This window comes from Allochromatium humboldtianum (assembly GCF_013385175.1).
In the GTDB taxonomy this organism is placed as follows: domain Bacteria; phylum Pseudomonadota; class Gammaproteobacteria; order Chromatiales; family Chromatiaceae; genus Thermochromatium; species Thermochromatium humboldtianum.
Window position 1 is genome coordinate 97748 of record NZ_JABZEO010000003.1, and the last position, 25618, is coordinate 123365.

Below are 25618 nucleotides of genomic sequence, written 5' to 3' on the forward strand. Positions count from 1 at the left end.
GGTTCATTCCGCCCATGTCACAGACCCAGACCACCGCTTTCCAGTCGCCGCCCGCACTCCGTCACGATTGGTCTCTCGACGAGATCGAAGCGATCCTCGATCAGCCGTTCAACGATCTGCTGTTCACGGCTCAGAGCGTCCACCGCGCCCACTTCGATCCCAATACCATCCAGGTCAGCACCCTGCTGAGCATCAAGACCGGCGCCTGCCCCGAGGATTGCGGCTATTGCGGCCAGAGCGCGCGCCATGCAACGGACGTGGAACCCGAGCGCATCCTGCCGCTCGACACCGTGCTGGAGGCGGCGCGCACCGCCAAGTCCCAGGGCGCGACCCGCTTCTGCATGGGCGCGGCCTGGCGCAACCCGACCGACCGCCATCTCGAACAGGTGATCGCCATGGTCGAGGGCATCCATGCGCTCGGGCTTGAGACCTGCGTCACGCTCGGCATGCTGACCGCCGAACAGGCGCGCCGGCTCAAGGACGCCGGACTCGACTATTACAACCACAACCTCGACACCTCGCCCGAGTTCTACGGTCAGGTCATCAGCACCCGCACCTATCAGGACCGGCTCGACACCCTGGAGCACATCCGCACGGTCGGACTCAAGACCTGTAGCGGCGGCATCCTCGGCATGGGCGAATCGCGCCGCGACCGCGCCTCCATGCTGCGCCAGCTCGCCAACCTGCCGGCGCATCCCGAATCCGTCCCCATCAATCTGCTGGTCCAGGTCGAGGGCACACCGCTGTTCGGCGTCGACGCGCTCGATCCCTTCGAGTTCGTGCGCGTGGTCGCGGCGGCGCGGATCATCATGCCGCGCTCGCATGTGCGCCTCTCGGCCGGACGCAGCGAGATGAGCGACGAGTTGCAGGCGCTCTGCTTCCTGGCCGGCGCCAACTCGATCTTCTACGGCGAGCGACTGCTGACCGCGCCCAATGCCGAGTCCGACCGCGACCGTCGACTGTTCGAGCGTCTGGGTCTGGCCTTCGAACAGGTCGAGGCCGAACGCACCGAGCCGGGCGCCTGCCACAAGACCACCGAGCACAAGATCCGGCTCTGAGGCGCAAGACATGGAGCGACCGCCATCCAGCCGCCCCAACCCCGAGACCGAACTGCGCCCGCGACTCGACGCGCTCAAGGCCCAGTCGCTCTATCGGCGCCGTCGGCTCCAGGACAGCCCGCAGCAACCCCAGGCGCGAGTCGACGGCCGACCGATGTTGAGCTTTTGCGGCAACGACTATCTAGGTCTGGCCAATCACCCCGAGGTGATCGCCGCCCTGCGCGACGGGGCCGAACGCTGGGGCGTGGGCAGCGGCGCGGCGCATCTGGTCAACGGCCACAGCCGCGCCCATCAAGCCCTGGAAGAGGCGCTGGCCGAGTTCACCGGACGCCCGCGCGCCCTCCTCTTCTCGACCGGCTACATGGCCAATCTGGGCGTCATCAGCGCCCTGGCCGGACGGACCGACACGGTGTTCGAGGACCGGCTCAATCACGCCTCACTGCTCGACGGTGCCCTGTTGTCACGCGCCCGACTGCGCCGCTATCCGCACGCCGATGTCCAGGCGCTCAAGCGCCTGATCGCCGGCGACCCCGCGCGGCTCATCGTCACAGACGGCGTCTTCAGCATGGACGGCGATCCGGCCCCATTGCCTGAACTGGCCGCCATCGCGCGCGACTCCGGCGCCTGGCTGATGGTCGACGACGCGCACGGCCTGGGCGTGCTGGGACACGAAGGATGCGGCTCGCCGAATCATTTCGGACTCGACCCCGAAGACGTTCCGATCCTGATGGGCACACTCGGCAAGGCATTCGGCACCTTCGGCGCGTTCGTCGCCGGCTCCGAGGAACTGATCGAAACCCTGATCCAGAGCGCGCGCAGTTACATCTACACCACGGCCACGCCGCCGGCACTGGCTGAGGCAACCCTGACCAGTCTCGCTATCAACCGACGCGAACACTGGCGGCGCGAACGGCTGGCAGAGTGGATCGACCGCTTTCGCACCGGAGCGACCCGAATCGGACTGAACCTGATGGACTCGCCGACACCCATCCAGCCGATCCTGGCCGGCAGTGCCGAACAGGCACTGGCCTGGAGCGCCGCGCTCGAAGCCGCCGGCCTCCTGGTCACAGCCATTCGCCCCCCAACGGTTCCCGAAGGCACGGCGCGGCTCCGCGTCACACTCTCAGCCGCCCACACCGCTGATGACATCGACCGACTGCTCGCGGCCCTGGCCAGATTGCCGACCTAGCCGAACCAACGCCCAGCCGCCCGTGATGAGGCCGTCGAGTGGCTCGGGGCGCCGTCGGCGGGGGGTGTCGACCGCATGGATGCGGTCGTCAAGCCTCCAGGGATGGATTCACGGCGTCCCCCCGACGACGGCGCCCCGAGCCACCCACCTACCGAGTCAAGCAACCATACCGAAACCACAACCGATGTCGAACCAATCCGTTCCCCCGCACACTCCAGCCCCTGAAACCACCGCCGACCTGGTCCTGCTCCACGGCTGGGGCATGAACTCGGCCATCTGGAACGGCGTCCCAGAACCCACCTGGAACGGCCTGACTCAACACCGCATCGACCTACCCGGACATGGCGACAGCCCCTTCCCTACCGGACGCGACTATCTCTGGGGCTGGGCCGAAGCCTGCCTGGACGCCGCCCCCGAACGCGCCGTCTGGGTCGGCTGGTCGCTGGGCGGACTCATCGCCCTGGCCGCCGCCCTGCACGCGCCCAAGCGTGTCGCCGGACTGGTCCTCCTGACCGCCACCCCGCGCTTCACCCAGGCGACCGACTGGACGCCCGCCATGCCCGAAGCGACCCTGGCCCAGTTCCACGACGGCCTGCTCGCCGACCCGAGCGGCACCCTGAACCGCTTCCTGGCCCTGCAAACGCGCGGCAGCGACACCGCGCGCGAGACACTCCGCACCCTCAAACAGGAACTGGCTGCACGTCCCGAACCCAAGCCCGCCGCACTCGCCCTGGGCCTGGATCTGTTGCGAGAGGAAGACCTGCGTCCCCAGCTCCCCGACATCCGCTGCCCGACGCTCTGGCTGTTCGGCCAACACGACACCCTGGTTCCGGCACGGGTCGCCGAACGCATCGAACTGCTGATGCCCGAGGCGCAGGTCGAGACCATCGCGGGCGCGGCCCATGCGCCCCACATCTCGCACCCTCATGAAACCGGTCGGGCCATCCGCACCTTTCTGGACGCCCTTTGAACATCACGACGCCAGACCCCAAGGCCGCCATCATGCACCCGATCGACAAGACCCGCGCCCGGCTCAGCTTCGAACGCGCCGCCGCCGACTACGACCGTGTCGCCGTACTCCAGCGCGAGATCGCCGACCGGATGCTCGGGCGGCTCGACTACATTCGACTCGCGCCCCAACGCATTCTCGACCTTGGCGCCGGTACCGGCTATGCCATCGACCCGCTCGCCCGCCGCTATCCCAAGGCGCGCGTACTGGCGCTGGACTTCGCCCACGGGATGCTGCTCCAGGCGCGCCGACGCGGAAGCTGGTGGCGTCGGCCGCTGTGCGTCTGCGCCGATGCCGAGTCGCTGCCGCTGGCCGACGGCGCGGTGGATCTGATCGTCTCCAATGCCGCGCTCCAGTGGTGCAACGACCTGGAGCGCACCTTCAGCGAATGCCGACGGGTGCTGCGTCCGGGCGGATTGCTGCTCTTCACTACCTTCGGCCCGGACACGCTCAAGGAACTGCGCGCCGCCTGGAGCCAGGTCGACGAACACACCCACGTCAGCCCCTTCCTGGACATGCACGACATCGGCGATGCCCTGGTGCGCGCGCGCTTCGCCGATCCGGTGATGGACGCCGATCGTCTGACGCTGACTTATGACGACGTTCAGGGTCTGATGCGCGATCTCAAGACACTCGGCGCACGCAATGCCACAGACGCTCGTCCACGCGCCCTGACCGGCCGCGCGCGACTGGCCGCACTCGCCGACGCCTACGAGACCCACAGGCGCGACGGCCGTCTGCCGGCCAGCTATGAGGTCTTGTACGGACATGCCTGGGCGCCCGAGCCGGCCGAACACCGTCAAACCAGCGGCGAAGTCGCCATCCCACTCTCAGCGATCGGCGGACGCCGCCGGGCGGTCGAACCATGAGCGGATTCTTCATCACAGGCACGGATACCGGCTGCGGCAAGACCGAGATCACGCTCGGACTCATGGCCGCCCTGCAGGCACGCGGACATCGCGTTCTGGGAATGAAGCCGGTCGCGAGCGGCTGCGACCAGCATCCCGAGGGACTGCGCAACGCGGATGCCGAACGCATCCAGGCCCAGGGCACGTTCACAGTCCCCTATGCACTCGTCAATCCCTATGCCTTCGCGCGACCGATCGCCCCCCATGTGGCCGCTGCGGATGTCGGGATCTCGATCGAACTCGACCGCATCCGCGCGGCGCACACCGAGCTGACACGACAGGCCGACTGGGTGCTGGTCGAGGGCGTCGGCGGCTGGCGCGTCCCACTCGGTCCCGACTGCTTTGTCGGCGACATCCCGCGCGCACTGGATCTGCCGGTGATTCTGGTGGTCGGACTCAAGCTCGGCTGCCTCAACCATGCCCTGCTGACGGCCGAGTCGATCCAGTCGAGCGGTCTGCAACTGGCCGGCTGGATCGCCAATCAGGTCGATCCGGACATGCTGGCCCCAGAGGCCAATCTGGAGACGCTCCAGACGCTGATCCAGGCCCCCTGTCTCGGCCTGGTACCCTGGATGGCTGAGCCGGATGCCGAAACCATCGCCGCCTGTCTCCACATGGGTCGCTGAAGACTGAAAGGACGCGCGGCGTTCGAAGCCGGTCATTCTGAATACGGTTGGAGTTCGGGATTGCGGTATGCTGTCCGGCGCCCGTCAACCACAGCCCCTGACTCAGATGACTGCCCATCGCCCCCACCGGCTCGTACTCATCGCCGCGCTCTGGCTCGGTCTCGCGCACACGGCTCTGGCCGACGACCCGGTCGCCCAAGTGCGCTCGCTCCCGCAGGCCAGTCTGCTGGTCAAGGAGCGCGGACATGACCGGATCGCCTATCAGGCCGAGGCCGCACGCATCCCGGCCTCGACCATGAAGCTCCTGACCGCCTACGCGGCGCTCGAAACCTGGGGACGCGACCATCGCTTCCACACCGACGTCTTCCAGGACGCCTCCGGCTGGCTCTGGGTCAAGGGGGCCGCCGATCCCTATCTGGTCTCCGAGGAACTCGACCGTCTGGTCGCGGCACTCAAACAGCAGGGTGTGCGCCGGGCCGCGGGGATCGGTCTCGACGACAGCCTCTTCGATCCGGACGTCGAGATCGCCGGACGCTCGTCGTCGAGCAATCCCTACGACGCTCCGGTCACGGCGCTGGCGGCGAACTTCAACACCCTCAATCTGATCCGCGAGGGTGAACGCATCCGCAGCGCCGAGCCACAGACGCCCCTGACCGCCACCGGCGAACGTCTCGGCCGCTCGGGACCGGCCGGCAAGCAGCGCATCAACCTGCGCGAACGCGAGATCGCCCTGCGCTATTTCGGCGAACTGCTGGCCGCCAAACTCCGGGCCGCCGGCATCGAGGTCGGCGATCAGCAACGGATCGCGCCCACGCCGAGCGACGCCAAGCGCCTCCTGCGCCACGCCAACAGCCGCACCCTGGCCGAAATGGTCGCGCCCATGCTCGAGTACTCCAGCAACTTCGTCGCCAACGCGCTCTTCCTGCGTCTGGCCGCACCGGATGGACAGGGCCGGATCAGCATGACCCAGGCCAAGCGCGCCATGACCGACTTCGCCCAGCGCCGTTTCGGCTGGACGGCGTTCAAAATCGACGACGGCGCCGGCCTGTCACGCGCCAACCGATTGAGCCCACGCCAGCTCGTCGAACTGCTCGACGCCTTCGCGCCCTATCGCGACCTGATGCCCCAGCAGGACGACGACCCCAATGTTCTCGCCAAGACCGGCACCCTGCGCGGAATCAGCAGCTATGCCGGCTATGTCCGGCGCGGCGGCGCCTGGGAGCCGTTCGCGCTGCTCATCGAGCAACCCGTGGCCTACGACCTCAGACGCCGGGTCGCCAGCCAACTGGCGCGCTGAACGGATTCGCCCATGTCAGCCGCTCCAGGCCATGCGCCTTCGACCATCGACAGCGCCAGCACCAGCCGGATTGGGCGTAGGCTCCATTGGGCAACGCTACTGCTGGCCGGCTCGCTACTCACGGCCTGCGTGACCAGTCCCTCACCGACGAGCACGGATTCGGCACGATTCGATCCGACCAGCCTGATCAAGGGCGGCCCGATCCCCGGCTCCCAGGGCTATCCCACGCTCGCGCCCTTGCTGCGCCGGGTGACACCCGCCGTCGTCAACATCACGGTCGACTCACGCATCCCGCGCGAGGAACACCCCTTCCTCGACGACCCCGACTTCCGCCACTTCCTCGACCGCATGGGGCTGCCCGTCCCCGAGATCGACCCCGCCGAACGGCGCCGCAGTCAGGGTTCGGGGATCATCGTCGATGCCGCGCGCGGCTATGTCATGACCAACGACCATCTGCTCAAGGATGCCACACGCATCCAGGTCACACTCAAGGACAGACGCACCTTCGAGGCCCGCCGGCTCGGCGCCGACAGCGGTTCGGATCTGGCCATCCTGGAGATCCCGCCGGTCAGCCTGCGTCCGCTGCCGCTCGGCGACTCGGACCGACTGGAGGTCGGGGACTTCGTGGTCGCCATCGGCAACCCCTTCGGACTGGGCCAGACGGCCACCCTGGGAATCGTCAGCGCCGTCGGGCGCAGCGGTGTCGGCGGCAGCCGGCTCGGCAAGCTGATCCAGACCGATGCCTCGATCAATCCGGGCAACTCGGGCGGTCCGCTCGTCAATCTGGCCGGCGAGGTCGTCGGCATCAACACCGCCCTGATCGGACCGACCGGCGGCAATGTCGGCATCGGCTTCGCGGTGCCCAGCAATCGCGCCCGCGCGGCGCTACGCGCTGTCACCGGCCGGCATTGACAGCGATCGTTCCAGTGTCGACATCTGGAGCAAGACAGTCCGGCGGCTTGGTTTGCACTCATTGACGGACTGCTCTAGAGTTCAGGGCTACCGTGGTTCATCTTGCATCGACAGGATTCATAGCGACGAGAAGCGTCCAATGGACAAGACAGAGACGGCCCAGCCGGATTCATCGAGCCAGACCGCCGCGACGACCGACACGGACGGCGCCACCAGCCCAGCTCAAGCCTCGGGCGGCGCCGAGCGTTCCACGAACGCTGGCGAGGTGCTCCAGCGCTATCTCAAGGCGCAGGCCACCCAGATCTCCCGGATCGTGGCCAGCCTCAACCAATACCGTCAGGACGTCCAGAAGCTCGAGGTCTCGCTGATCGCGCGCATCGGCGATGTCGACGACGACCGGCGTCACGCGGCCACGCGCCTGCAGCGCACACTCCAGACCCAGCGCGACGATCTCGACGAGCGTCTGAAGCGCCATGGCTCGCTCATGGCGATGCTGTTGTTGCTGTTCAGTCTCCTGGTCGCCGGTACGCTGATCTTCTTCCTGTTCAAGCTCAATGCCACGCAGGAAGCCTTCGAGACGCAGATGACCGATCTGAAGAAGACCCTGGAACAGATCGACGTCTCGTCGCGCAAGGAACCCGATCCGCAGACCCGCGCCCAACTCGACCGGCTGTCCGCCGCCCTGGCTGAGATCTCCAGGTCCATCGAACGCCTCGACGAGGAAGCCCCGCCGGGTCTGGATCTGGACTTGCGTCTCCAGCCCGAACCCACGTCCGGTCCGGAACCGGAACCGGAAGCAGAGCCGAAGCCCGAACCGGAATCCGCCTCTGAGCCTGCACCTGAGCCGGAATCGAGTCCCGAATCCGCGCCGGACCCGAGTTCAAGTCCCGAGACGCCGCCATCCACGGAATCCGAGTCCGAATCGGCGTCGGAACCGGAACTGGAATCTAAGCAGGAACCCGAAGTCGCGCCGGCGCCACCGGAACCGGCTCCCCCACCGAGTGAGCCGGAGACCGAAAGCACCCCGGCGCCGGAATCCGAGACCGAGTCGGAACAGACCCCAGATACGCTCGCGTTCGACGAGATCGGGCCAACCCCCGAAGCACCAGACATCTCGGCAGACGACGCCGAGCCAGCCCCGACCACCGAACCGGAAGCCGAGTCCAGCGAGTCCGCCCCGGATCGTCCAGTCACAGATCCTGAATCGACACCAGCGCCGGAGACCGTGATTGCGCCCGACGTCCCAGCCGACCAGGCCGATACGGCCGTGGACGCACTGAGATCGTCCTCGCTCGCGACCCATCCGGTCCAGGTCGGCGACCGCCCCTTCACGGTGCAGCTGATCGGCTTCCACACACTGGAGGCACTCGAAGGCTTCGCGGCGGATCATGTGCTGCCGGTCGTCTACTACTATCGTCAGGAGACCTATCAGGGGCGTCCCTGGTTCGTCCTGATCCATAGTCTGCACGAGACCCGGGAAGCCGCCGAAGCCGTCGTCGCCCAGCTCCCCCCGGCGCTGGCCAATCTGAACATCTGGATTCGCCGGCTCAAGTCCGAGACCGAGCTCATCGAGGTGAGGCGACTCGGGAGCTGATCGCACCGGCGCCGGTTCGGGTCGACGGCGATTTCGTGGAACCGCTCTCGGTTTTGGGCGCCGACTTCTGGATATACTGGCTCTCAAACGAGCAAGGCTCACTGCTTCAGGGATCTCGCGCCCATGGCCAAACAGTTCCAGAAGACCAGCGTTCAATTCGACAGCGACCTGGATGCCATCCTCGATCGCGTCTATGGCAAGAAGTCCGACTCGACCTTCGATCGTTCCAGGGCGATCATTCCACAGTCGTTCACGCGCAACGATCAGGGTTCGAAGGAGCTCAAGGAGGCGCTCGCCGAACTGCGCAACCGCCGTGAGCGCGCCCAGGGCAGTATGCGTCTCATGCGGATGCAGGAAGAGATCGACTATTTGCGTGAGCGGATCGGCCTGCTTCGCGACCTCGGCGATCAGATCGATCACTTGCGCCAGCGGATCGCGGCCGAAGGGGATCAGGGACACTCATCGATGCTCTCGGATGCCGGATGAAGCGCCTGGCTTGACAGTCGAGAGTATGAAGAATCAGAATCCGTTCATACTCCATCGACAGTCTCCGAGCGATCACTCATGCACAATCCCAGTCCGCTCCGTCATTTCGCATGGCTTGCGCTCCTGGGCACCCTGAGTGCCCAGGCCCATTTCCAGGAACTCATCCCCTCCACGGATCTGGTGACTGAGCCCAGTGAGAGCGAGATCCGGCTGGATCTGACCTTCACCCATCCGATGGAACGCGGCCCGGCCATGGCCATGGGGCGGCCGGTCCAGTTCGGCGTGCTGACGCCGGCTGGGCGCGAGGATCTGCTGGCCAGCCTGACGACACGCACCCAGGACGACCAACCGGCCTACAGCGCCCGCTACCGGATCGGGCAACCCGGCGATCATGTCTTCTTCGTCGAACCCGCCCCCTATTGGGAGCCGGCCGAGGGCGTCATGATCGTGCATTACGCCAAGGTCGTGGTCGATGGCTTCGGCGGCGGCGAGGGCTGGGACGCCGAGGTCGGTTTCCCGGTCGAGATCACGCCCCTGACCCGTCCCTATGGTCTCTGGACCGGCAATCTCTTTCGTGGCGTGGTCAAGCGCAACGGCCAGCCCGTGCCCTTCGCCGAGGTCGAGGTCGAGTGGCACAACGACGGCTCAGTGACGGCCCCGGCCGATGCCTTCGTCACCCAGGTCGTCAAGGCTGATGCGCAGGGTGTCTTCGCCTATGCCATGCCGCGCGCGGGCTGGTGGGGCTTCGCCGCGCTGCTGGAGGGCGAGCGGCCGATGAAGAATCCGGAGGGCGAGGAGGTTCCGGTCGAGACCGGCGCGCTCATCTGGGTCCATGCGCGCGACATGAAATAACCTGACCGGAACGGCGGATCGACGCTTGGCTCATATCCCCGAAGGTGTGCTCACGGCCCCCGTCCTGATCGGCGGCGGACTGGCATCGGTCGGTCTGCTGGCCGTGGCACTGCGTCGGCTCGACTATGATCATCTGCCCCGCGCCGCCGTGCTCTCGGCGGCGCTCTTCGTCTCCTCGCTCATCAGCGTCCCGCTCGGGCCGACCAGCGTCCATCTGCTGCTCAATGGGTTCATGGGACTGCTGCTCGGCTGGACGGCGGTGCCGGCGATCCTGGTTGCGCTCGCGCTCCAGGCGGCCTTCTTCGGCTTCGGCGGACCTCTGGTGCTGGGCGTCAATACCCTGAACATGGCGCTGCCGGCGCTCGTCTGCGCCTGGGTGCTGGCTCCGGCGCTGGGGCGCGTGCGTCCGGCGCGTCGGGTCTGGATCGGCTTCGCGGCCGGCTTCCTGGGGGTCATGTTGACGGGTGGGCTGGTGGCCGCGACCCTGGCCCTGAGTGGCGAACCCTTCCGCCCGGCGGCACAGGTGCTGCTGTTGACCTATCCGCCGCTGGCCCTGGTCGAGGGGCTAGTCACGGCCACCATCGTCGGTTTCCTGCAACGAGTCGCGCCCGAGCTGCTGTCGACTGGAGCGCGCTCGCATGTCTAGAACATCTCCCGTCTGGTTCCTGCTCCTGGCGCTGATGAGCCAGCCGGCCCTGGCCCACAAGCTCAAGGTCTTCGCCCAGACCGAGGGCGACTGGATTCGGGGTCGCGCCTATTTCGTCGGCGGTGCCGGGGCGGGCGGCGCCAGGGTCGAAGTCCAGGACAGCGAGGGCCGCGTGCTCGCCGAACTGACGCCGGCGGACGACGGGAGTTTCGCCTATCGCGCACTCGCGCCGGTCGAGCATCGGCTCGTCGCGCGCACGGGCGATGGTCATGGTGCTCGATGGACGATCGCGGGCGAGACACTGCAAGGCGCGTTTTCGCCGCCCACCACCCCGCCCGCAGCCGATCCGAGCGACGACTCGGGGCTGCCACCGACTCGGACTCAGCCGCCAGCGGACATCCCCGCACCACAGGTTCCGCTCGACCATGACCCAGTCGCCCCCCAAACCTTCGACCCGGCGCTGATCGGCGCCATCGAGCAGGCACTGGCCCGTCAGACACACCCGCTGGCCGAGCGATTGAATGCCCTCGAGGAGCGTGTCCGCTTCCAGGATGTCCTGGGCGGGATCGGCTACATCCTGGGCCTGACCGGACTGGCCCTCTGGTGGCGTTGTCGTCGCGCGGGCGAGCGCGCGTGACCGCCACGCCCATCCCCCATCTCGCCGGTTCGGGTTGGATCGTCGCGCGCGATCCGCGTCTGCGTGTCGGTGCGGCGCTCGCCTTCGCGCTGATCACGGTCGGGCTCGATCATCCCGGCAGCACGGCGGCGGCGCTGGGGCTGGCGCTCGGTCTGGCACTCGCCGCCGGACTGAAGACGCGCGATCTGGCCCGGCGTCTGCTGGCACTGGAAGGCTTCATGCTCATCCTGGTGCTGACCCTGCCCTTCACCACGCCGGGTGCGTCCTGGTTCGAACTCGGCTCACTGAGCGCGAGCACGGCGGGGCGCGATCTGGCCCTGATGATCCTGCTCAAAGCCAACGCCGTGGTGCTCGCGCTCATGGCCCTGGTCGGCACGCTCGAACCCGTGGCGCTCGGTCAGGCACTGGGACGGCTCGGCGTGCCGGACAAGCTGACGCATCTGCTGCTGATGACGATCCGCCAGATCCATCTCATCCATGCCGAATTCGTCCGGCTGCGTCAGGCCATGCGCGCACGCGCCTTCGTGCCGCGTACCGACCGCCACACCTGGCGCGCCTATGGCTGGCTGATGGGGATGTTGCTGGTGCGCAGTCTCGCGCGCGCCGAGCGTCTGATGGACGCCATGCGCTGTCGTGGCTTTCGGGGACGGCTGTATCGGCTCGACACACCGCACTGGCAGCCGGGCGACACGCTCGCGGCGCTCGGTCTGATGACACTGCTGGGCGCTCTGGCTTGGCTGGATCACGGCTTGGGCCTGCCGGGCGTATGATGGCCGCTTGCGCAACCGCCCTCATCACCGACATCCGCCTTCCATGACGACGCCCCTGATCGAGCTGCAACGAGTCCGTTTCGACTATCACGACCGAACCGTCCTGCGCGAACTGGACTTCAGGCTCGCCCCCGGCGATCGGGTCGCGCTGATCGGCTCCAACGGCGCGGGCAAGACGACGCTCCTGCATCTGCTGGTCGGACTCAAGCGGCCCAGTGCGGGCCGGATCCTCGCCTTCGGGTGCGAACGCGCCAGCGAGCGCGACTTCCACCAAGTACGAGCACGAGTCGGACTGCTGTTCCAGGACTCGGACGATCAGCTCTTCTGCCCGACGGTGCTGGAGGACGTCGCCTTCGGTCCCCTGAACCTGGGTCGCTCGCCCGAACAGGCACGCGCCGACGCCCTGGAGACGCTCGATCATCTGGGACTCGCCGACTTCGCCGAGCGCATCACCTACCGGTTGTCGGCGGGCGAGAAGCGACTGGTCGCGCTCGCGACCGTGCTGGCGATGCGTCCCGAAGTGCTACTGCTCGACGAGCCGACCAACGGCCTGGACGAAGCGACCGCCGAGCGGCTCATCGCCCATCTGGATGGAATGGAACAAGCCATGATCCTGGTCTCGCACGACTGGCCATTCCTGGCGCGGCTGGCGACACGGGCGGTCCGGCTCGTCGAGGGTCGGCTCGTGGACGCCATTCTGCACAGCCATGCCCATGCGCATCGACACAGCCATCCGCACCCGCACTCAGCGGATGAACTGACTGGCCCGCACACTAGCCTGGAACACCGGCATCCGCACTGAGCCTTGCGCTCGACGCACGACTCAGGGCGCGCTCTCGAACCGAAAGGGCGCGGCCAGCAATCCATCCGGGGTGTGGATCAGCACGCGCGCCTCCCAGGTCATGCGTTCGCTCGTGCACACCGGGATCATGCCGTGCCCGGCATAGCGACCCTCGCCGAGCGATTCCAGCGCCACGCGGTTGAAGCCCATGTACATCTCGACGCCGACGAAATCGACCTCGACCGCTTCGGCCGCCAGTCCCGAGAGTTCGACTTCGAGCCGCAGCGGCGCGGCCACCGGAAGGGTTCGCGGCTCGATCCCGAAGCGCACCCGGCCACCGCCGCCGAAACGCGATTCACAGGGTCCGGCCCGCAGATCGCAGCGCGGATCGAATGACGCGACGTATGACGCCGACGGATACAGCACCGGCCAGACGGAATGGACGATGACGAGGATCGCGCCGAGTCCCAGAACCGCCCCCAGCCCCACCCAGAGCCAAATCCGACGACGGCCGTTTTCGTCGCTCATGACACCTTTCACCGCACCTGCCGCCACCAGCGATCGATGATGTCGTTGACGTCCAGATCCTCCGGCCCCTCCATCCAGCTCTGGGAAAAGGGCGCGTCACTGCTCGACGGCGGCGGATCGGGCCGGTCGACCTGGATGCGCGTCGGCAGCAACGCGGCATCGCCCACCGCCAGGACTTCGCCCCGACGCAGCGAGGCGAGCCGATCGGCCAGATTCTTCGCTCCTTCGGGCAGCAGACGGCGCACATACTCCTGGTCATCGGCGTTCGAGATGCGCAGACAGAGATAGTTGCCGCACTGCGCCAGCACGGTCTCCGACAGCTCGGTCGGACGCTGGCTGACGATGCAGAGCGTGACACCGTACTTGCGCCCCTCCTTGGCGATGCGCTCCATCGACCGGCGCGTACCGACGAAACGGGTGTCGGACTCGCGCGGGATGTACTGATGCGCCTCCTCGCACACCAGCAGCAGCGGAAATTCGTGCCGACGCGGATTCCAGTAATTGAACTCATAGGCCAGCCGGCCGATCTGGGCCGAGATCACCGGCCGCAGATCGACCGGGACCGGACTGAGATCGATCACCGTCACCTGACGCTTGGGCTCGCCCAGCCCGACGAAGTCACGCAACAGCCCTTCCAGGCTGGCCGAACTCTTGTTCTTGCGCGGGTGCATGAAGAAATCGTAGCGCCCGTCGTTGTAGAGCGAGAGGAAGCGCACCAGGAAGTCGTCGAAGGCGCCGAACAGCGGTCCCTTGACCTTGCCGAATTCGAGCTTCTCCTCGTTGGCCTTCTTGAAGCGCTGATAGAGCTCATCGATCGGGAAATAGACCGGCGAGTCGACCGAGAGCCGGTCGATGCCGGCGTGCTGATTGGACTGCTTGCGCAGGGCATAGACGCTCTCGCGCAGAAAGGCGATCTGGAGCGAGGCATTGACGTCTGCGCGGTCGATGAAGAGATCGACCAGCTCCGAATAGGTCAGCAGCCAATAGGGGATCTCCAGCTCGCGCGCGTCGAGATAGCGCGCCGTGCCGGGCGGAAAGATACCCTCGGTCGTGCCGTCAGGGCGCTTCCAGCCGTATTCGCCATGCAGGTCGAGCAGCACGATGTGCGAGTGCGGCATGGTCTTGACCACGCGCTGCATCAGACTGGAGAGCGTCCAGGACTTACCCGCGCCCGATTGACCGAGGATGGCCAGATGGCGCCCGAACAGGGCCGTCGGCTCCAGGGTGGCCTTGAGCGCCGAGCGCACCGACAGCCGTCCCAGTTCCAGCGCGACCTGGGTCTGGCGCGTCAGCAGCACCGCCAGACGTGAGGTGGGAATCAGATGCACGCTCGCACCGACCACCGGATAGCGACTCACGCCGGGTTCGAGCCGGCCGCCGCCATTGATCTCGCCGAGCGCGGTCAGCTCCAGCCGCCGCTCGCGCACCGTGACCTGACGCGGGGCGGCGTTGGCCTCGCCCTTGATGGTGCGCGTGCCAACCGCCTCTTCGTGGCTGCGGGCGATCTCGGCGAGGATGTGTCCGGCTTGATCCCGGACCTCCACCAGACTCCCCAACTGACCGACCGGGAGCGACTCGTCCTCCAGCGTCTTGGCTGAGGCAAAGCCGTCTTCGGACGGAAAGAGCGTGGCGATCAGGCGCCCGCCCTGGATGTCGATGACGCGGCCGATGAGCGTGGGATCTGGCGTGGACATTGGCGACTGGACTCCATGTGGCTTGGGCTTGTACGACCCGGCCGATTATCGCGCGCTTGGCCCGGATACGTCTCGCACGCGATTTGACGTGGGAACACACGGCGGTTCAAGGGTGCGGTCCGGATTGGTATCCTTGGCGCTGGATCAACGCCCTGGACCCGCCGATGTCGAGCACCGAATCAACCATCCGCTTCACCGTTTCGCTTCCCAAGACACTGCTCGACGAACTCGATCGGCGTCTGGTGAACAAGGGCTATGCCTCGCGCTCCGAGCTGGTACGAGACCTGATCCGTGAGCGGATTGTCGAGGAGACCTGGGAGCGCGGCGACGCCGAGGTCGCCGGGGTGCTGACCATCGTCTACGACCATCATCAGCGCGAGCTGACCCAGCAGATCCTGGACATCCAGCACCGTCAGTACGTCCATGTGGTGGCCACGACCCATGTCCATCTGGACCACCACAACTGTCTGGAGACCATCATCATCCGCGGGATGCCGGCCGAGATCGAACGGCTCAGTCTGGAGATCGGCGGACTGCGCGGCGTGCGCTTCGCCGAATTGACGCGCGCGTCCAAAGTCGAGCATTGACCCGGTTTCCAGCGACTTCGTGCACCACGAGCGTGCATAACGCCCTGCCCCATCACACCTCGTGATTGAAGTAATCCCGCGTCAGAGCGTCGCTCAGATCCAGCAAGGCGGTCAGGAAGGCATCCAGATACTCGTGCAGCCCCTGGGCGATGATGTCCGCCGCTCCGACCCCGGTGAGATGCGCGCGCAGTCGTTCCAGACAAGCACCCACCTCGCCCTCGGGCCGTTGGCCGATGCGTTCCAGCGAGCGTTCCAGGCGGCTGACGCAATAGACCAGTGAACGCGGAAAGTCCGGATTCAGGATCACGAAGTCGATGACGTCGACCGGACGCACCCCGGTCTGATAGAGCCGCCGGTAGGCATCGAAGCCCGAGAGCGACTTGAGCAGCACGCCCCATTGATAATAGTCGAGCGGTGAACCCACCAGACTGGGGTCCGGCAGCAGCAGGTGATAGCGCACGTCGAGGATGCGCGCGGTCATGTCGGCGCGTTCCTGCAGGGCGCCGAAGCGGGTGAAGCTGTGGGCCTCGCCGCGCATCATAGTGCCCTGTGCCAGGCCATAGACGGTGGCCACCTCGCGATGGACGAAGGCATGGAACTCAGCCGCCTGCCAGGGCGGCAACGTGGCCTTGAGACGCGCCTCGGCGGTGCGACAGAGGGCGTCGATCGTCTCCCACACCGGCGTCGAGATCCGGTCGCGTGCCGCGCGGGCGTTCTCGCGCGCCAGACGCAGACAGTTGAGGATGCTGCCTGGATTGCCCTCGGCCTGGGTCAGCAACTGGATGACACGCGGCACGCTCACCCGACCGTCCGGGTAGGTCTCGGCATAGCGGTCGTCGGCGCCCAGGATGGTCAGCAGCGGCAGCCATTGCCCCTCCTCGGTCAGTCCCTCCTCGGCCGCCAGCCGGTGGACGACATTGATGTCCAGCACCCGCGCGGTGTTGTCAGCCCGTTCCAGATGGCGGGCCATCCAGTAGAGCGATTCGGCGATTCGACTCAGCATCCGCATGGCTCCCGTCAGTCGGCCAGTACCCAGGTGTCCTTGCTGCCCCCGCCCTGCGAGGAATTGACCACCAGCGACCCCTTGGTCAGGGCCACGCGGGTCAGACCGCCGGGGATGACTTCGATTTCATCACCGCCGTGGAGCACGAAGGGGCGCAGATCCAGATGACGCGATTCCAGTTCGCCATCCAGATAGCAGATGTGGCGCGAGAGCTGGATCACGGGCTGGGCGATGTAGCGGCGCGGATCGGCCTGGATGCGGCGCGTGAAGTCGTCGCGCTGGCCGGCCGTCGAGGTCGGTCCCATCAGCATCTCGTGCCCGCCCGACTCGGAGACGGCCTTGATCACCATGCGTTCCAGGTTGTCGAGCACATAGTCGCGGTCCTGCGGATCGGTCATCTGATAGGTCGGCACGCTCGGCAGGATCGGCTCCTCGCCCAGATAGTAGCGGATGATGTCGGGCACATAGGCATAGACCGCCTTGTCGTCGGCGATCCCGGTGCCGGGGGCATTGACCAGTGCGACGTGGCCGGCCCGCCAGGCCCGGATGATCCCCGGAACCCCGAGCAGCGAATCGGGGCGGAAGACCAGCGGGTCCAGATAGTCGTCGTCGAGACGCCGGTAGATGACGTCGACCTGACGCAGCCCGAGCGTAGTCTTGAGATAGACCCGATCGTTGCGACAGACCAGATCGCGTCCCTCGGCCAGCTCCACGCCCATCTCGCGGGCGAGGAAACTGTGCTCGAAATAGGCCGAGTTGAAGATCCCTGGGGTCAGGACCACCACTACGGCGTCCTCCGCGCCGCGCGGCGAGAGCCGTCTGAGGCGCTGGAGCAGACGCTCGGGATAGTGCTCGACCGGCCGCACCCGATAACGCTGGAAGAACTCGGGCAGAATACGGCGCTCGATCAGCCGGTTCTCGATCATGTAGGAGACGCCGGACGGGGTGCGCAGATTGTCTTCCAGTACCAGATAGCGCCCGCTCTCGTCACGGATCAGATCGACGCCGCTGATATGGATGTAGACACCGCCCGGCGGATCGACATCGAGGATGTCGCGACAGAGATCACGGCCGCGATAGATGAGCTCGGGCGGCACCACGCCATCCTTGAGGATGCACTGCTCGTGATAGACGTCGTGGATGAAGCGGTCGAGCGCGCGGATACGCTGCTTGAGACCGGCCTCGATCGGCGCCCATTCCCCGGCCGTCACCAGACGCGGCAGGATATCGAAGGGCCAGACCCGTTCGATCCCCGGCTCCTGATCCGAATACAGGGTGAACGTGACGCCTTCGTTGTGGAGCGCCAGATGGGCCTCGCGTGCCTTGAGCGCCAGTCCGCGCTGGCCGGCGCGCTGGATGTGCTCCCACAGCGGGACATAGTGCTCGCGCGGCTGGAAGTCGTCGCGATAGAACTCGTGATAGGCCGTGGCCGGACCCTCCGCGCGAGCGTCCGACCCACTGGCGCCAACGGCTTGGAATTGTCTCAGCATGGTGTCCCGGCTCCCACGACATGGCCTGTTGCGTCAAGTCACCAAGCAAGAAACGAACCGCCGCACAGCGAGCGATCCGGTCAGCGGAAGTATTCGCCGGCGCGCTCGGGCTGATAGGTGACTTCCTCGATCCGCACGCGCAGCACCCCGCCGCCCGGCTTGGGCCATTCGATCTCGTCGCCCTGCGACAGACCGAGCAGGGCGCTGCCGACCGGGGCCAGGATCGAGATCTTGCCGCCGCTCGCGTCCATGTCCTTCGGATAGACCAGGGTCAGGGTGAAGGCTTCGTTCGTGGACATCACCCGGAAGCGCACGGTCGAGTTCATGGTCACGACATTCGGCGGCATCGCGTGCGGGTCGACGACCTCGGCGCGCGCCAGCTCGGCCTCCAGTTCGTCCATGCCCGGAAAGGCATTGCGCGGCAGGGACGCGATCAGGTTTTCCAACCGCTCGGCATCGAGCGACGAGAGGATGATCTTGGGTTGACTGCTCATGTTCGCTGTTCGACAGAGTATTCGGAAGCGTGCGGGATCGCGCCCGGTTCCCATCACAACGGATCGGAACAAGGATACCCCACACAAAAACAAACCGCGCATCAAGACTTCGATACGCGGTTCGGATCGTTTGGCGTCGACCCGACGGGCCGACGCGCTGGACTGGTACGAGCAGTCTTATTCGCCCGGTTCGACCGCCTTCATGCTCAGACGGATACGGCCCTGCTTGTCGACTTCCAGCACCTTCACACGCACCACGTCGCCTTCCTTGAGCTTGTCGCTGACCGACTGCACACGCTCCTCGCAGATCTGCGAGATGTGCACCAGGCCATCACGTCCGGGCAGGATGGTGACGAAGGCGCCGAAGTCCATCAGACGCGCGACCTTGCCCTCGTAGACCTTGCCCACCTCGACATCGGCGGTGATCAGACGGATGCGGCGCTTGGCTTCCTCGCCGGCGGCCTTGACCACGGAGAAGATCTTGACCACGCCATCGTCGTTGATGTCGATGGTCGCGCCCGTCTCCTCGGTGATGGCGCGGATGACCGAGCCGCCCTTGCCGATGACGTCACGGATCTTCTCGGGATGGATCTTGATCTCGATGATGCGCGGGGCATGTTCGGACATCTCGACGCGATGCGAGTCGATGACCTTGTTCATCTCGCCGAGGATGTGCAGGCGTCCTTCTTTGGCCTGCGCCAGCGCGATCTCCATGATCTCGCGGGTGATGCCCTCGATCTTGATGTCCATCTGGAGCGCATTGATGCCGTCAGCGGTGCCCGCGACCTTGAAGTCCATGTCGCCCAGGTGGTCTTCGTCACCCATGATGTCGGTGAGGACGGCGAAACGCTCGCCTTCCTTGATCAGACCCATGGCGACACCCGCGACCGGCGCCTTGATCGGCACGCCCGCATCCATCAGCGCCAGACTGGTGCCGCAGACGCTGGCCATCGAGCTGGAGCCGTTGGACTCGGTGATCTCGGAGACCACGCGCACCGAATAGGGGAACTCCTCAATGCTCGGCATCACCGCCAGCACGCCGCGCTTGGCCAGACGGCCGTGACCGATCTCGCGCCGCTTGGGGCTGCCGACGCGACCGATCTCGCCGACGCAGAAGGGCGGGAAGTTGTAGTGCAGCATGAAGTGCTCGCGCCGCTCGCCTTCCAGGGCGTCGATGATCTGCGAATCGCGCTCGGTGCCAAGCGTGGTGATGACCATCGCCTGGGTCTCGCCGCGCGTGAACAGCGACGAACCGTGGGTGCGCGGCAGCACGCCGGTGCGGATGGTGATCGGACGCACGGTCTTGGTGTCGCGCCCGTCGATGCGCGGCTCGCCGGCCAGGATCGACTCGCGCACCGTGGTCGACTCCAGCGCCTCGATGGCGGCCTTGACCTGAGCTTCGGTCCAGGCCGGAGCTTCGCCGGCGCACAGCTGCTCGACGATGGCCGTGCGTGCCGTACCGAGTGCGGCATAGCGTGCCTGCTTCTCCTTGATGCGGTAGGCCGCCGCGATCGCCTCGCCACCGGCCGCGCGCACCTGTTCGGTCAATGCCGGATCTGTGGCGTGGGGCTTCCACTCCATCGCCGGCTTGCCGACCTCGGCGGCCAGCTCGCGGATGGCTTCGATCGCCACCTGCATCTGCTCGTGCCCGAACAGCACCGCGCCGAGCATGACCTCTTCGGACAGACCGCGTGCCTCGGACTCGACCATGAGCACGGCCTTGTCGGTACCGGCCACCACCAGATCCAGATCCGAATCAGGATTCAGACCGGTCATGGCCGGGTTGAGGATGTATTCACCGTTCTTGTAGCCGACGCGCGCCGCCGCGATCGGGCCGTTGAAGGGCGCACCCGAGAGCGCAAGCGCGGCGGACGCGCCGATCAGCGCCGGAACCTCGGGATTGACCGCCGGGTTCAGCGACTTGACGGTCGCGATGATCTGCACCTCGTTGCAGAAACCCTCGGCGAACAGCGGGCGGATCGGACGGTCGATCAGACGCGCGGTGAGGATCTCGCCCTCGCTCGGACGGCCCTCGCGCCGAAAAAAGCCGCCGGGGATGCGTCCGGCGGCGTAGGTCTTTTCCTGATACTCGACCGTCAGGGGCAGGAAGTCGCGCTCCGCGCCCGGCCGCTTGTCGACCACGACCGTCACGAGGACCACGGTGTCGTCCATGTTGACCAGGACAGCACCATCGGCCTGGCGCGCGATCTCGCCGGTTTCCAGCCTGACGGTCTGATTGCCGAATTGGAACTCTTTAACGATGGGGGTGGGAATCACAGATAAATCCTCGGGGTGTTTGGCTCGGGCTGTTTGGGCCGCCGGCGCGACGGACCCTGTGCACTCCAAACCTGCGGCTCGGGCCGGTGCGAACGGAGATGGCAGCGCGGGGTGTTGTCGGCTCCCGGTGCGTCGCGCTGGACGCACCGGGAGCGGACGAACGAGCGACCGGCGGCCGACCACCCGTTCGCCGGGGCGCGACGCTCGATCAGCGACGCAGACCCAGGCGCGCGATCAGATCGCGATAGCGGTCCAGATCCTTGCGCTTGAGATAGTCGAGCAGTTTACGCCGCGAATTGACCATGCGCACCAGGCCACGACGCGAGTGATGGTCGTGGGTGTGCTCCTTGAAGTGGCCGGTCAACTGCTGGATGCGCGCAGTCAGCAGCGCAACCTGCACCTCGGGTGAGCCGGTGTCGCGCTCGCCGCGCGCGTATTCGTCGACGACCTGCTTCTTGTCGGCAGCGGTCATTGTCATTGGAATATCCTCGAAATAAGTGAAAGCAAGAAAAAAATATCGACCTGTTGTGAAGGCCGGATCCCCAACAATGACTTCAGGGACGGCCATGAGGTCGAACGTTGGGCTCGTAGGATGGGCAGAGCATCGCGACGCCCATCATCGAACCATGCCGTAAAGATGGGCATCGCATTCGCTCTGCCCATCCTACGAACTGAAAACCGGAAGCCGGTCGAACATCAGATCAACCGCTTCGGCTGAACCTTTCCGTCGTCGCGGATCTCGCCGACGCCCAGGAAATGTGCCGAAGGATCATAGAGCCGGACCAGACCCTCGGTCGGCGCCTGGGGCACCAGCACCGCTTGTCCCTGCCCGAGATAAAACGCGGTGTCGGCCGAGAGCTTCAGCGCCGGACAGTGTCCGAGCGCGCTGTCGAGCGGCAGCAGCAGGGCGTCGAGCGCGGCGAAATCCTCGGCTTCGGCGAGCGCGGCGATCTGTTCGCCGGTGACGAAGGTCACATCCGGCTCGGCATAGGGGCCGACGCCGGTGCGACGCAGCGCGCTCACATAGGCTCCACAGCCCAACGCACGCCCGATGTCTTCGGCCAGGGTGCGAACATAGGTGCCTTTGGAACAATGCACGTCGAGTTCGATCTCGGGCAGCTCCATCGACAGCAGTTCGAGCGCATGGATCTCGATGCGGCGCGTCTGGCGCTCGACTTCCAGACCCTGACGCGCCAGCTCATAGAGTCGCTGACCCTGATGTTTGACCGCTGAATACATGGGCGGCAACTGATCGATAGGACCAAGGAAACCAGTCAGCACCTCGCGCAGACGCGCTTCGGTCACGCCATCGATCGGCGCCCGCTCCAGCACCTCGCCCTCGGCGTCTCCGGTCGCGGTCGTCTCCCCGAGCTTGACGCGCACTCGATACCGCTTGTCGGCATCCAGCAAAAAGGCCGAGAACTTGGTCGAGTCGCCCAGACAACAGGGCAGCAGCCCGGTCGCCAAGGGGTCCAGACTCCCGGTATGCCCCGCCTTGGCGGCGCGATAATAACGCTTGACCCTTTGCAGGGCCTCGTTCGAAGACAGGCCCAGCGGCTTGTCCAGCAGCAGGATCCCGGTCACAGGGCGTCCCGAATTACGGCGGCGTCCCATGATCTCAGTGCTCCTCTTCGGTCGCGGGCCGCTCCTGAGCGACGGCCTGTTCGATCAGGCTCGACAGATGCTCGCCCTTCGCGATCGATTCATCGTGGACGAAGTGCAGTTGCGGCATGGCCCTCAGCCGCACCTCCTGCGCCAGCGCATGGCGCAGGAAACCGGCGAGCTGCTTGTTGAGCAGCCTCTCCTGCGCCTGCGTGTCCTCGTCGCTGGGGAAGCAGGTGAAATAGACCTTGGCATGGGCCAGATCGCGCGTCACCCGCACCTCGTGCACCGTGATGTTGGCCAGACGCGGATCCTTGACCTGATCGCGCACCAGCACTGCCAAGGCGCGCTTCATCTCGGCGCCGATACGCTCGGTGCGGTCGAATTCACGTTCGTTCACAGGACGCGAGCCTTCTCGGTGCGCTCGAAGACTTCGATCTGGTCGCCGGGCTGCACATCGTTGTAGTTCTTCACGCCGATACCGCACTCCATGCCGTGCTTGACTTCGGCCACGTCGTCCTTGAAGCGACGCAGCGATTCGAGCGCGCCCTCGTAGACCACGACGTTGTTGCGCAGCACGCGGATCGGGTTGTTGCGCTTGATGACGCCCTCGACCACCATACAGCCGGCCACGGCACCGAACTTGGACGAGCGGAACACGTCGCGCACTTCCGCGAGACCGATGATCTCCTCGGTGACGATCGGACTCAAGAGACCCGAGATCGCCTGCTTCACCTCGTCGATCAGCTCGTAGATGATGCTGTAGTAACGCAGATCCAGGCCCTTCTCTTCGACCACGCGACGCGCGGCGGCGTCGGCGCGGACGTTGAAGCCGAGCAGGATCGCATTCGAGGTGACGGCCAGGTTGGCGTCGGACTCGGTGAGTCCGCCCACACCCGAGGCGACGATGGCGACCTTGACCTCGTCGTTGGTGAGCTTGAGCAGGCTCTCGCGGAGCGCTTCCAGACTGCCCTGCACGTCGGCCTTGAGGATGAGGTTGACCGCCTTCTGCTCGCCGTCCTTGAGCTGGGTGAAGAGCTGATCGAGACTCACACCGCGCTGCTCGTCGAAGCGGTTCTGACGCGAGCGGGCGGCGCGGAACTCAGCCACCTCGCGGGCACGGCGCTCGTCGCTGACCGTGATGACATCGTCACCCGCGTTCGGCGTGCCCGACAGACCCAGCACCTGCACCGGGATCGAGGGACCGGCTGATTCGACCGGCGAACCGGACTCGTCGAACATGGCGCGCACGCGGCCATATTCACCACCCGAGACGATGATGTCGCCGCGACGGAGCGTACCGGACTGCACCAGCACCGTCGCCACCGGACCGCGTCCCTTGTCGAGACTCGACTCGACGATGGCGCCGCGCGCCGGACCCTCGACCGGAGCCTTGAGTTCGAGCACTTCGGCCTGGAGCAGGATGGCGTCGAGCAGCTCGTCGATACCGAGACCGGCCTTGGCCGAGACCTTGACCATCATGGTGTCGCCGCCCCATTCCTCGGTCAGCACCTCGTACTGGGTCAGCTCCTGCATCACCTTGTCGGGGTTGGCCTCGGGCTTGTCCATCTTGTTGATGGCGACGATCAGCGGCACACCGGCAGCACGGGCATGGTGGATGGCCTCGACCGTCTGCGGCATGACGCCGTCGTCCGCCGCGACGACCAGGATGACGATGTCCGTCACCTTGGCGCCACGCGCACGCATGGCCGAGAAGGCCGCGTGACCGGGGGTGTCGAGGAAGGACACCGTGCCCTTGTCGGTCTCGACGTGATAGGCGCCGATGTGCTGAGTGATGCCGCCGGCCTCGCCGGAGGCGACACGGGTGCGGCGGATGTAGTCGAGCAGCGAGGTCTTGCCGTGGTCGACGTGACCCATGATGGTGACGACGGGCGGACGCGGCAGCGCCTCGAACTGACCCTCCTGCTCCTGCATCTCGTCGAGCAGCGTGCCCTCGGCGTCGCGCTCGTCGGCGACGACGGCCTTGTGGCCCATCTCTTCGACCACCAGGATCGCGGTGTCGCGATCGAGGTTCTGGTTGATCGTGACCATCATGCCCTGCTTGAACAGCTCCTTGACGACCACGGACGCCTTGACCGACATGCGATTGGCCAGCTCGGCGACCGTGATGGCCTCGGGGATCTCGACCTCACGCACGACCGGAGCCGTGGGCTTCTGGAAGGCATGCTTGTCCTGGAGCTGCGGCTTGGAGGACTTCTTGCGCCGACGCGGACCGCGACCACCGCCGGGACCATCGATGTCTTCGTACTCGCCGCGTCCGGCGACCGCGATATCGCGGACACGCACCGGAGCGGTCTCTTTGCGGACGACCTTCTTGGCCGGGCGGTCTTTTTCCTTCTCCTTCTCGACCGGCTCGACGGCCTTCTTCGCGGCCTTCTTCGGCTTGGCCGCTTCGGCGCGACGCGCGGGCGTCTCGGTCCCGGCTTCGTCGGCTTCGGCCGTCGCCTCGGCGCTGGGCTCCTCGGCCACCCCACGCGCCTGACGCTCGGCGGCCTCACGCTCAGCCTGCAAGCGGGCTTCTTCCTCGGCACGACGGCGCGCCTCGGCGGCCTGACGGCGCTCTTCCTCCAGGCGCGCTTCTTCCTCGCGGGCGCGGCGCTCCTGCTCTTCCTGATCGGCGAGACGACGCGCTTCCTGTTCGGCGCGCATCGCTTCCAGAGCCGCGCGCCGCCGCGACTCGTCGATCACGGCACTGGTGGCGGCCGCGCGCTCGCGTCCGGCGCGGCTGCGATCATTGGATTGCCGCTTCGGTGCAGGCGTGCTGCCGGTACCCGGCTCGTCGGCGCGCTTGACATAGGTGCGCTTGCGTCGGACTTCGACGCTCACCGTCTTGCCACTACCGCGCCCCGCCGGAGCCGGACGCGAATTCGGCGTATTGCTACGCGGAGCGGCCGCCGGCGGAACACGCAGTTCGCTGACCGACTTGCGCTTGATCGTGACCTGACCCGGGCCGCCGTCGGCCTCGCCCTCGTCCTTGCCGTGACTGCGGCGCAGATAGGCGAGCAGTTGGACCTTCTCCTGCTCCGTCAGCTTGGAGTCCGCATCACCGGCGCTGATACCGGCGTCCTTCAACTGGGTTAGGAGTCGCTCGACCGGAATGCCGACCGTTGAGGCGAGTTGCTTGACCGTGACTTCACTCATGGACTGACCTTTGTAC

Annotated in this window: 25 protein-coding genes; 15 read left to right on the forward strand and 10 right to left on the reverse strand. The window is 66.4% G+C overall.

Features of this window, described 5'->3' with window-relative positions; translation table 11 throughout:
* Positions 1–14: 14 nt before the first annotated feature.
* The 14 genes from bioB (at position 15) to HW932_RS05180 (ending at position 12786) form a co-directional block, all read left to right on the forward strand.
* Positions 15–1058 (forward strand): biotin synthase BioB, encoded by a 1044-nt coding sequence (gene bioB, locus HW932_RS05115; RefSeq protein WP_176975424.1) that lies wholly within the window; start codon positions 15–17, stop codon positions 1056–1058.
* Between the two features lie 10 nt (positions 1059–1068).
* Positions 1069–2247: an 8-amino-7-oxononanoate synthase gene (bioF, locus tag HW932_RS05120; protein ID WP_176975425.1), complete on the forward strand. Its 1179-nt coding sequence runs from the start codon at positions 1069–1071 to the stop codon at positions 2245–2247.
* A gap of 184 nt (positions 2248–2431) precedes the next feature.
* Positions 2432–3217, forward strand: a complete 786-nt coding sequence (bioH, locus tag HW932_RS05125) for a pimeloyl-ACP methyl ester esterase BioH (protein WP_176975426.1) — start codon at positions 2432–2434, stop codon at positions 3215–3217.
* Between the two features lie 32 nt (positions 3218–3249).
* Positions 3250–4125 carry a malonyl-ACP O-methyltransferase BioC gene (gene bioC / locus HW932_RS05130; RefSeq protein WP_176975709.1) on the forward strand — a complete coding sequence of 292 codons (876 nt, stop codon included), beginning with the start codon at positions 3250–3252 and terminating at the stop codon, positions 4123–4125.
* Complete coding sequence (gene bioD / locus HW932_RS05135; protein ID WP_176975427.1) at positions 4122–4790, forward strand: dethiobiotin synthase; 669 nt, start codon at positions 4122–4124, stop codon at positions 4788–4790. Before bioC ends, bioD begins: the two co-directional genes overlap by 4 nt.
* Before the next feature lie 67 nt (positions 4791–4857).
* Positions 4858–6087, forward strand: a complete 1230-nt coding sequence (locus HW932_RS05140; RefSeq protein ID WP_176975428.1) for a D-alanyl-D-alanine carboxypeptidase/D-alanyl-D-alanine-endopeptidase — start codon at positions 4858–4860, stop codon at positions 6085–6087.
* A gap of 12 nt (positions 6088–6099) precedes the next feature.
* Positions 6100–6999, forward strand: coding sequence for a trypsin-like peptidase domain-containing protein (locus tag HW932_RS05145; protein WP_176975429.1), 900 nt, complete (start codon positions 6100–6102; stop codon positions 6997–6999).
* A 139-nt stretch (positions 7000–7138) separates the two neighbouring features.
* Positions 7139–8593 (forward strand): SPOR domain-containing protein, encoded by a 1455-nt coding sequence (locus HW932_RS05150; protein ID WP_176975430.1) that lies wholly within the window; start codon positions 7139–7141, stop codon positions 8591–8593.
* Positions 8594–8716: 123 nt separating this feature from the next.
* Positions 8717–9079 (forward strand): hypothetical protein, encoded by a 363-nt coding sequence (locus HW932_RS05155; protein ID WP_176975431.1) that lies wholly within the window; start codon positions 8717–8719, stop codon positions 9077–9079.
* A 78-nt stretch (positions 9080–9157) separates the two neighbouring features.
* A complete protein-coding gene (locus HW932_RS05160; RefSeq protein ID WP_176975432.1) occupies positions 9158–9931 on the forward strand; it encodes a DUF4198 domain-containing protein in 774 nt (257 codons plus the stop codon).
* Between the two features lie 25 nt (positions 9932–9956).
* Positions 9957–10577, forward strand: a complete 621-nt coding sequence (gene cbiM, locus HW932_RS05165; RefSeq protein WP_176975433.1) for a cobalt transporter CbiM — start codon at positions 9957–9959, stop codon at positions 10575–10577.
* A complete protein-coding gene (locus tag HW932_RS05170; protein ID WP_176975434.1) occupies positions 10570–11214 on the forward strand; it encodes a hypothetical protein in 645 nt (214 codons plus the stop codon). The genes cbiM and HW932_RS05170 overlap by 8 nt, the downstream gene beginning before the upstream one ends.
* Positions 11211–11984, forward strand: a complete 774-nt coding sequence (cbiQ, locus tag HW932_RS05175) for a cobalt ECF transporter T component CbiQ (RefSeq protein WP_176975435.1) — start codon at positions 11211–11213, stop codon at positions 11982–11984. The genes HW932_RS05170 and cbiQ overlap by 4 nt, the downstream gene beginning before the upstream one ends.
* Positions 11985–12027: 43 nt before the next feature.
* The gene (locus HW932_RS05180) at positions 12028–12786 is read left to right on the forward strand and encodes an energy-coupling factor ABC transporter ATP-binding protein (RefSeq protein WP_176975436.1); all 759 of its coding nucleotides are present in this window, start codon (positions 12028–12030) and stop codon (positions 12784–12786) included.
* A gap of 21 nt (positions 12787–12807) precedes the next feature.
* Here the strand turns inward: HW932_RS05180 and HW932_RS05185 are convergent, their stop codons facing one another.
* Positions 12808–13293: a hypothetical protein gene (locus HW932_RS05185; protein ID WP_176975437.1), complete on the reverse strand. Its 486-nt coding sequence runs from the start codon at positions 13291–13293 to the stop codon at positions 12808–12810.
* A gap of 8 nt (positions 13294–13301) precedes the next feature.
* A complete protein-coding gene (locus tag HW932_RS05190) occupies positions 13302–14987 on the reverse strand; it encodes an ATP-binding protein (protein WP_176975438.1) in 1686 nt (561 codons plus the stop codon).
* A gap of 164 nt (positions 14988–15151) precedes the next feature.
* Here HW932_RS05190 and nikR point away from each other — a divergent pair, with 164 nt between their 5' ends.
* Positions 15152–15574, forward strand: coding sequence for a nickel-responsive transcriptional regulator NikR (gene nikR / locus HW932_RS05195; RefSeq protein ID WP_012969743.1), 423 nt, complete (start codon positions 15152–15154; stop codon positions 15572–15574).
* 52 nt (positions 15575–15626) lie between these two features.
* Here nikR and HW932_RS05200 read toward each other — a convergent pair whose 3' ends face one another.
* From HW932_RS05200 to infB, 8 genes are all read right to left on the reverse strand, one after another.
* Positions 15627–16577, reverse strand: coding sequence for an alpha-E domain-containing protein (locus HW932_RS05200; RefSeq protein WP_176975439.1), 951 nt, complete (start codon positions 16575–16577; stop codon positions 15627–15629).
* A 14-nt stretch (positions 16578–16591) separates the two neighbouring features.
* Positions 16592–18067: a circularly permuted type 2 ATP-grasp protein gene (locus HW932_RS05205; protein WP_176975440.1), complete on the reverse strand. Its 1476-nt coding sequence runs from the start codon at positions 18065–18067 to the stop codon at positions 16592–16594.
* Between the two features lie 80 nt (positions 18068–18147).
* A complete protein-coding gene (gene rnk, locus HW932_RS05210) occupies positions 18148–18561 on the reverse strand; it encodes a nucleoside diphosphate kinase regulator (protein WP_176975441.1) in 414 nt (137 codons plus the stop codon).
* A gap of 177 nt (positions 18562–18738) precedes the next feature.
* A complete protein-coding gene (pnp, locus tag HW932_RS05215; protein ID WP_176975442.1) occupies positions 18739–20838 on the reverse strand; it encodes a polyribonucleotide nucleotidyltransferase in 2100 nt (699 codons plus the stop codon).
* Positions 20839–21046: 208 nt separating this feature from the next.
* The gene (gene rpsO / locus HW932_RS05220; RefSeq protein ID WP_176975443.1) at positions 21047–21316 is read right to left on the reverse strand and encodes a 30S ribosomal protein S15; all 270 of its coding nucleotides are present in this window, start codon (positions 21314–21316) and stop codon (positions 21047–21049) included.
* 218 nt (positions 21317–21534) lie between these two features.
* A complete protein-coding gene (truB, locus tag HW932_RS05225; RefSeq protein ID WP_176975444.1) occupies positions 21535–22452 on the reverse strand; it encodes a tRNA pseudouridine(55) synthase TruB in 918 nt (305 codons plus the stop codon).
* Between the two features lie 4 nt (positions 22453–22456).
* Positions 22457–22840: a 30S ribosome-binding factor RbfA gene (rbfA, locus tag HW932_RS05230; protein WP_176975445.1), complete on the reverse strand. Its 384-nt coding sequence runs from the start codon at positions 22838–22840 to the stop codon at positions 22457–22459.
* The gene (gene infB / locus HW932_RS05235; protein ID WP_176975446.1) at positions 22837–25602 is read right to left on the reverse strand and encodes a translation initiation factor IF-2; all 2766 of its coding nucleotides are present in this window, start codon (positions 25600–25602) and stop codon (positions 22837–22839) included. The genes rbfA and infB overlap by 4 nt, the downstream gene beginning before the upstream one ends.
* Between the last annotated feature and the right edge of the window lie 16 nt (positions 25603–25618).

What these genes read in the sequence shown, in the direction of transcription:
- HW932_RS05150 (WP_176975430.1), top strand. Translation starts at nt 7,139, where the DNA reads ATGGACAAGACAGAGACGGCCCAGCCGGATTCATCGAGCCAGACCGCC.
- bioH (WP_176975426.1), top strand. Translation starts at nt 2,432, where the DNA reads ATGTCGAACCAATCCGTTCCCCCGCACACTCCAGCCCCTGAAACCACC.
- HW932_RS05190 (WP_176975438.1), bottom strand. Translation starts at nt 14,987, where the DNA reads ATGTCCACGCCAGATCCCACGCTCATCGGCCGCGTCATCGACATCCAG.
- HW932_RS05185 (WP_176975437.1), bottom strand. Translation starts at nt 13,293, where the DNA reads ATGAGCGACGAAAACGGCCGTCGTCGGATTTGGCTCTGGGTGGGGCTG.
- infB (WP_176975446.1), bottom strand. Translation starts at nt 25,602, where the DNA reads ATGAGTGAAGTCACGGTCAAGCAACTCGCCTCAACGGTCGGCATTCCG.
- rpsO (WP_176975443.1), bottom strand. Translation starts at nt 21,316, where the DNA reads ATGACAATGACCGCTGCCGACAAGAAGCAGGTCGTCGACGAATACGCG.
- bioB (WP_176975424.1), top strand. Translation starts at nt 15, where the DNA reads ATGTCACAGACCCAGACCACCGCTTTCCAGTCGCCGCCCGCACTCCGT.
- nikR (WP_012969743.1), top strand. Translation starts at nt 15,152, where the DNA reads ATGTCGAGCACCGAATCAACCATCCGCTTCACCGTTTCGCTTCCCAAG.
- HW932_RS05200 (WP_176975439.1), bottom strand. Translation starts at nt 16,577, where the DNA reads ATGCTGAGTCGAATCGCCGAATCGCTCTACTGGATGGCCCGCCATCTG.
- bioD (WP_176975427.1), top strand. Translation starts at nt 4,122, where the DNA reads ATGAGCGGATTCTTCATCACAGGCACGGATACCGGCTGCGGCAAGACC.
- HW932_RS05160 (WP_176975432.1), top strand. Translation starts at nt 9,158, where the DNA reads ATGCACAATCCCAGTCCGCTCCGTCATTTCGCATGGCTTGCGCTCCTG.
- HW932_RS05170 (WP_176975434.1), top strand. Translation starts at nt 10,570, where the DNA reads ATGTCTAGAACATCTCCCGTCTGGTTCCTGCTCCTGGCGCTGATGAGC.
- HW932_RS05140 (WP_176975428.1), top strand. Translation starts at nt 4,858, where the DNA reads ATGCTGTCCGGCGCCCGTCAACCACAGCCCCTGACTCAGATGACTGCC.
- bioF (WP_176975425.1), top strand. Translation starts at nt 1,069, where the DNA reads ATGGAGCGACCGCCATCCAGCCGCCCCAACCCCGAGACCGAACTGCGC.
- HW932_RS05145 (WP_176975429.1), top strand. Translation starts at nt 6,100, where the DNA reads ATGTCAGCCGCTCCAGGCCATGCGCCTTCGACCATCGACAGCGCCAGC.
- HW932_RS05155 (WP_176975431.1), top strand. Translation starts at nt 8,717, where the DNA reads ATGGCCAAACAGTTCCAGAAGACCAGCGTTCAATTCGACAGCGACCTG.
- bioC (WP_176975709.1), top strand. Translation starts at nt 3,250, where the DNA reads ATGCACCCGATCGACAAGACCCGCGCCCGGCTCAGCTTCGAACGCGCC.
- HW932_RS05180 (WP_176975436.1), top strand. Translation starts at nt 12,028, where the DNA reads ATGACGACGCCCCTGATCGAGCTGCAACGAGTCCGTTTCGACTATCAC.
- truB (WP_176975444.1), bottom strand. Translation starts at nt 22,452, where the DNA reads ATGGGACGCCGCCGTAATTCGGGACGCCCTGTGACCGGGATCCTGCTG.
- HW932_RS05205 (WP_176975440.1), bottom strand. Translation starts at nt 18,067, where the DNA reads ATGCTGAGACAATTCCAAGCCGTTGGCGCCAGTGGGTCGGACGCTCGC.
- rnk (WP_176975441.1), bottom strand. Translation starts at nt 18,561, where the DNA reads ATGAGCAGTCAACCCAAGATCATCCTCTCGTCGCTCGATGCCGAGCGG.